The following is a 203-nucleotide window of genomic DNA, read 5'->3' on the forward strand; positions in this document are numbered from 1 at the left end:
CCACCATGCGCTGGCTTTGCCCGGTGACTGCTGCGATCAGTTCGTCGCTGCATCCGGCACGGCAGAGTTCTACGGCTGCGGTGTAGCGCAGGGCATGGGTGTCGTACTCTTCCGCCTCGATAGCCTTGCGCGCTGCGCGCATCGCCTCAGCCGCCATACGGTAGGACAGGCGACCGGGGCCGTTGATCTTGGTCAGGAAGGCC

1 pseudogene is annotated in these 203 nt (G+C 65.5%); it reads right to left on the reverse strand.

Going from position 1 to position 203, the window contains the following annotated elements:
* Nucleotides 1-203, reverse strand: a pseudogene (locus A3728_RS23210) (hypothetical protein); the annotation flags it as partial.

Origin of the sequence: Sulfitobacter sp. HI0040 (assembly GCF_001634885.1) — a bacterium.
GTDB lineage: Bacteria > Pseudomonadota > Alphaproteobacteria > Rhodobacterales > Rhodobacteraceae > Sulfitobacter.